Source organism: uncultured Campylobacter sp., from assembly GCF_938031315.1.
In the GTDB taxonomy this organism is placed as follows: domain Bacteria; phylum Campylobacterota; class Campylobacteria; order Campylobacterales; family Campylobacteraceae; genus Campylobacter_B.
In genome coordinates this window covers 1-5,163 of the sequence record NZ_CALHHT010000085.1, presented here as the reverse complement: position 1 = coordinate 5,163, position 5,163 = coordinate 1, and the positions used below count along the sequence as shown (strand labels likewise).

General features: G+C 49.8%; 6 protein-coding genes. 2 read left to right on the top strand and 4 right to left on the bottom strand.

Features of this window, described 5'->3' with window-relative positions:
- The 4 genes from Q0236_RS02315 to aroQ all read right to left on the bottom strand — a co-directional run.
- A partial coding sequence (locus Q0236_RS02315) for a P-loop NTPase (protein ID WP_297914598.1) occupies window positions 1–657 on the bottom strand: 657 nt, incomplete at its 3' end.
- Window positions 639–1,169 (bottom strand): 2-amino-4-hydroxy-6-hydroxymethyldihydropteridine diphosphokinase, encoded by a 531-nt coding sequence (folK, locus tag Q0236_RS02310; RefSeq protein ID WP_297914601.1) that lies wholly within the window; start codon window positions 1,167–1,169, stop codon window positions 639–641. The genes folK and Q0236_RS02315, both read right to left, overlap by 19 nt.
- A 17-nt stretch (window positions 1,170–1,186) precedes the next feature.
- Entirely contained in the window at window positions 1,187–2,212 is a 1,026-nt protein-coding gene (locus tag Q0236_RS02305; protein ID WP_297914595.1) for a M24 family metallopeptidase, read from the bottom strand.
- 14 nt (window positions 2,213–2,226) lie between these two features.
- The gene (gene aroQ / locus Q0236_RS02300; RefSeq protein ID WP_005869936.1) at window positions 2,227–2,694 is read right to left on the bottom strand and encodes a type II 3-dehydroquinate dehydratase; all 468 of its coding nucleotides are present in this window, start codon (window positions 2,692–2,694) and stop codon (window positions 2,227–2,229) included.
- Window positions 2,695–2,866: 172 nt separating this feature from the next.
- Between aroQ and Q0236_RS02295 the strand changes: the two genes are divergently transcribed.
- On the top strand, window positions 2,867–4,084 hold the full coding sequence (locus tag Q0236_RS02295; RefSeq protein WP_297914592.1) for a metal-dependent hydrolase: 1,218 nt from the start codon (window positions 2,867–2,869) through the stop codon (window positions 4,082–4,084).
- Window positions 4,072–4,944 carry a signal peptide peptidase SppA gene (gene sppA, locus Q0236_RS02290; RefSeq protein WP_297914589.1) on the top strand — a complete coding sequence of 291 codons (873 nt, stop codon included), beginning with the start codon at window positions 4,072–4,074 and terminating at the stop codon, window positions 4,942–4,944. The genes Q0236_RS02295 and sppA overlap by 13 nt, the downstream gene beginning before the upstream one ends.
- Window positions 4,945–5,163: the final 219 nt, after the last annotated feature.

The window sequence follows — 5,163 nt, the reverse complement described above, 5'->3', positions numbered from 1 at the left end:
GCTCTGTCTAAGCGCGATGGTAGCGGGTGAGAACGGGCGGTGCGAATTAAAAAGCACGCGGTTGTGCGCGCACTCGGCGACGTCCTTGCAAAACGGCACGAAGCCCAGTAGCTTGAAATTTAGCTCACTTATATTTTTCTGCGCGACCGCTTTTAAATTTTCGTAGATCATCACGGCGTCCTCCTCGCTCGCGGTGAAATTTAGCAAAAATAAAACCTCTTTTTTGCTAGATCCAAGCGTTTTTAAAAGCGCGTAGGTGTTGCTGATCGCGCAGGGCTCGTTCGCGCATAGAACGACATTGTGATCCGCAATCTGAGCAAAGCTTTTTAAATTTTCAAGTCCCGCATCGATCAAAATAAAATCGAAAATCCCAGCCTCCTTCAGCTCGCTTGCAAATTTAGCGGAGTTTTCGCCCGCGCCGTCCGCAGGCGAAACGAGCGTTAAATTTTGCGAAATTTTTACCGCGCTCGCGCTTTGAAGCGAGATTTTTTTGCCCTGCAGCGCGTTTAGAATGATCTCTTGGTTGCTAAAGCTCGGAGCCTCGATGATCGCCGTGCGGTAGCCCTGCTCGCTTAGAATTTCGGCGAAATTTGCTGCAATCACGCTCTTGCCGACTCCGCCCTTGGCGCTTAAAAAATTTACGATTTTAGTTTGCATATCAGTCCTCTTTTAAATTTCATCTCTCCAAGCGGCAAAATCACGCTTATACGCTCGCAAACACCCGGATGCGGCAGCACGAGCCGCTCGCAGGCACGCACCTTCGCGCTTGCGTATAAAATATCCACGTCCAGCGTGCGCGGCGCGTTTTTGAAGCTTCTTTTGCGCCCAAATTTCAGCTCCGCGCGCTGCATAATTTTAAGCAATGTAAGCGGCGGCAGAGAGCTTTGCACGAGCATTACGGCGTTTAAAAAATCGGGCTGATCTAAAAAGCCGAACGGCTTGTTTTTTAAGATCAAGGAATTTTGCGCTACGAAAAAGCGCGTATCGCTTTGCAAAACACGATAAAATCGCTCGAAGCGCCGCCTGACATCTCCTAAATTTCCGCCGAGTCCAAGCAGGTATAAATTTTTAAAATTTCCGCGCTCGCGGCGCCTCATCGGGAAAACGGCGCTTTTTACGACGCATAGCGCGTCCGCGCACTCGTAAAATCCGTTTTTCTTAAGTTGCATGTTCACCCGAGCTACTCTCATAAAATTTCAGCCCCGTTTTCGCGCACGACCACGACGTCCTCGATGCGCACGCCAAACTCGCCGGGCAGATAGATCCCCGGCTCCACGCTAAAGACCATCCCCTCTTTTAGCACGGTATCTCCGCGCTTTGAGATAAACGGAAGCTCGTGGATATCGACTCCGACGCCGTGTCCGGTGCTGTGAAAAAACGCCTCGCCAAAGCCCTGCTTCGCGATAAAATCCCTAGCCGCAGCGTCGATCTCGCGCGCCATTTTGCCGGGCATAACCGCCGCGATCGCAAGAGCCTGAGCCTCTTTTACGATCTCGTAAATTTCTTGCCGTTTGGCGTTTTTAAAATTTTGCTCCTTGCCGAAGTTAAAATTTTCATCAAAGCATGCCGTGCGCGTCCTATCCGAGCAGTAGCGATTAAATTTAACCCCCGCGTCAAGCAGGAGTAGATCGCCCTGCCGCAAACGCTTTTTGCTCGGTAGAGCGTGCGCCTTTGCGGCGTTTTCGTTGATCGCGACGATAGGCGAAAAGCTAAGCGCGAGCTCGCCCTTTTTCTTAAAGATGAGCTCGGCGTTAAAAAATAGCTCCTCTTCGCTCATCCCTTCGCCGCTAGCGCGCACGAACGCGGCAAATTCGTCAAACCTCTGGGCGCCTAGCTGCGCCGCTTGCTTTAAAATTTTTATCTCGTCTTCTGATTTTACTATGCGCGAAATTTGCGAAAAATTCGCCCGCGCCTTAAATCTTATCCCAAGCCCTTTGCTAAGCGCTTCCCACTCACCCGCGCTAAAATCGTACGGGTTATAGCCAAGCTCCTTTACGCCCGCCTTTCGCAAAAACAGCCGCGCGTCTTTTATCAAATTTCGCTCGACCTCGATCACTTCGGTATCTTTGCAAAGCTCGCGCGCCTCGATGCTATAACGCGCATCGGTGAGGAAAAATTTGCGCCCCGCAAGACTTAAAAATATCGCGTTGTCGCAGCTGTATCCGCACTCGTGGTAAACGGCGTTTTCGTCCTTTAGGATAAAATTTTTCAAATTTAATCCCAAACTTATTTGGCTTTCTGCTCGGCTCTGGCGGCCTTGATCTGCTCAAAAATTTGAATCATTCCGATCATCGCCAGATGGTATCCCACGGGGCCGAAACCGATGATCTGACCCGCTGTTACGGGCGCTATTAGACTTTTTTGTCTAAGTTCCTCTCTGCGAGCGATGTTTGAGATATGCACTTCGATCACGGGTAGGCTGACTGCGGCGAGTGCATCGCGGATAGCGAGCGAAGTGTGCGTGTAGGCGGCGGGATTGATGATGATGCCGTCGCAGGTGCCGAAGCACTCTTGGATCTTATCGACGATCTCGCCTTCGAAATTGCTCTGAAAAAACTCGATCTCGTTGCCGCTCTGATCGGCGACCGCCTTCATCTGCTTATGGATATCCTCCATCTTCATAACCCCGTAAATAGCGGGCTCGCGCATACCAAGCATATTGATATTCGGTCCTTGAATCACCATAATTTTCATTTTTGCGTCCTTGTTTTGAAATTTAAGTAAAAATTATAACCAAAGCGAGCTTATTTTTTACTATGGCGCCAAATTTGCCCGCTCAAGCCCAAGCGATAAAATTTTATCTCTAAATTTAGCACGGAAGAGAATTTTATGCTAAAATCACGCGCTGTTTTAGATAAGGAAAACGATGAGAATTTTAAGGGCGAAGTGGGTTCTTGCTTGCGATGAGAATTTTAAAATTTTAAAAGATGGCGCGATCGTCTTTGACGAGAAAATAATCGAGGTCTGCGCCTTTGCAAGCGCGGCGCGCAAATACCCGCAAGCCGAAATTTTAGACTTTAGCGGCGACATAGCGATGCCTGCGTTTATAAATCCGCACGTGCATTTGGAATTTAGCGCAAACAAAGGCACGCTGCGCTACGGCGATTTTTTGGATTGGCTAGGCAGCGTCATCGCCTCAAGACAGCAGCTTGACGCCGCGGCGCGCGGACGATTGATCTTGGAGCAGATCGCCGCGATGATGCGAAGCGGCGTGGGTACGATCGGCGAAATTTCAAGCTTCGGCGGCGAGGCTGAAGCTTGCGCGCAAAGCGGCATTAGAACCGTGTTTTTCAATGAAATTTTAGGCGCGAGCAAGGATGCTGCGGCGGAAAATATTTCTAAATTTAAAGAGCGTTTTGAGCGCTCGAAGGCGTTTGCAAGCTCGCTTTTTATCCCCGCCGTGTCGGTACACTCGCCGTATTCGACGCACCCGCAGATTACGGAGTTTGCGACGAGGCTTGCTCGCGAAAACGGGCTTGTTATAAGCACGCATTTTATGGAGAGTGCTTACGAACGGCAGTGGCTGCACGTGGGTCGCGGCAAATTTAAAACCTGGCTTTCTAAATTTAACCCAACGCCTGCGCCTTTTTACTCGCCGCAGAGTTTCGTAGCGCATTTTAACGGGCTTCGCACGCTTTTTACGCATTGCATTTGGGTGGATGATTTTAGCATCTTTGATCCGAAGCTCCACTCGATCACGCACTGCGCGCGCTCCAACCGCTTGCTTAGCAAAAAGAGGCTGAGCTTTAAAAAGCTGCTCGCAAGCGAGCTTAATTACAACATCGCTACCGACGGGCTTAGCTCGAATTTTAGCCTAAGCTTTTTAGACGAGCTGCGCGCAAATTTAATGATGCACGACGAGCTGGGTTTGGCAGAGCTGGCGCGGGCGTTACTTTTAGGCGCGACGAGAAATACAGCTGTGGCACTAGGTCTAAATTTAGGCGAGCTAAAAGAGGGTAAGCTCGCCGATATCGCCGTTTTTGAAGGCATTGAGTGCGAGCAAGGCCAGCTGCCGCTACAGCTCATTTTGCAGAGCAAAAACGCAAAATCACTTTTTATCGAAGGAATGAAATGCAATTTCTAAAAAACATCTTTGCGCCGATCGGCGCCGTGCTCGGGTTTATCAACAAATACTTTAAATCCCTGATTTTTCTGCTTATTCTGTTTTTGATTTTCGCAGGCGGCGAAGGTACGCAACAAAAGGGCGCAAATCTCGCTCAGCTTTCGCTAAGCGGCGCGATAATGGATGATAGCGAAATTTTAGAAAAGATCGAAACTCTGAAAAACGACGAGGCGATTAAGGGGGTGCTTCTGCTGATCGACAGCCCCGGCGGCGCGCTAAGCCCGAGCGTGGAAATTTCGCTGGCTATCAAATCCCTGAACTCGCGCAAGCCGGTTGTCGCCTACGCCAAGGGCACGATGGCGAGCGGCAGCTACCTAGGCGGCGTGTGGGCGAGTAAAATTTACGCAAATCCGGGCAGCTTCATCGGCTCTATCGGCGTGATCATGCAGGGCCTAGACGTAAGCGAGGCGGCCGCTAAACTAGGCTTTGCCGAACAGATCGTCAAAGCGGGCGAGCTCAAAGAGGCGGGCACGATGATGCGAAAATGGAGCGACGCGGAGCGCGCGAGCCTGCAAGCTCTGGTGGATGAGAGTTACGAGCTATTCACGCGCGAAGTGGCGCAGGCGCGCTCGCTGGATCTTAGGAAGCGCGATACGTGGGCGAATGCACGAGTATTTTTGGCTAGCGGCGCCAAAGGCGTCGGACTCATCGACGAGGTAGGCTCTTTGGAGGACGCTAAAAGCGCGCTCGTAAAGGCTAGCGGCGTAGCAGATCCGATCTGGCAGGAGCCTTCTGCGTATGAAAAGATGATGGATAAGCTAGCAAATAAAAGCGAGAGTTTGGTCCGCGGGGCGTTCGGCGCGAAGCTGATGGCGTATTAGAATTTTAGAAATTTTAAATTATGAGGGAATTTAAAGAGTAGAATTTTGTATGCGAAAGCTACGCTGGGTTTGATTATTTTTAAATTTCCTCGCTTTTTCATTTGGCATTTTCTTTAAAATTTTACTCTTTTTGTGAATTTTTCTTTGTTTAAGAACTCCTCATTTTTCTACCAATTATTCAGCCCCCTTTAAGCATCGCTCTTGTATAATCACAATTCT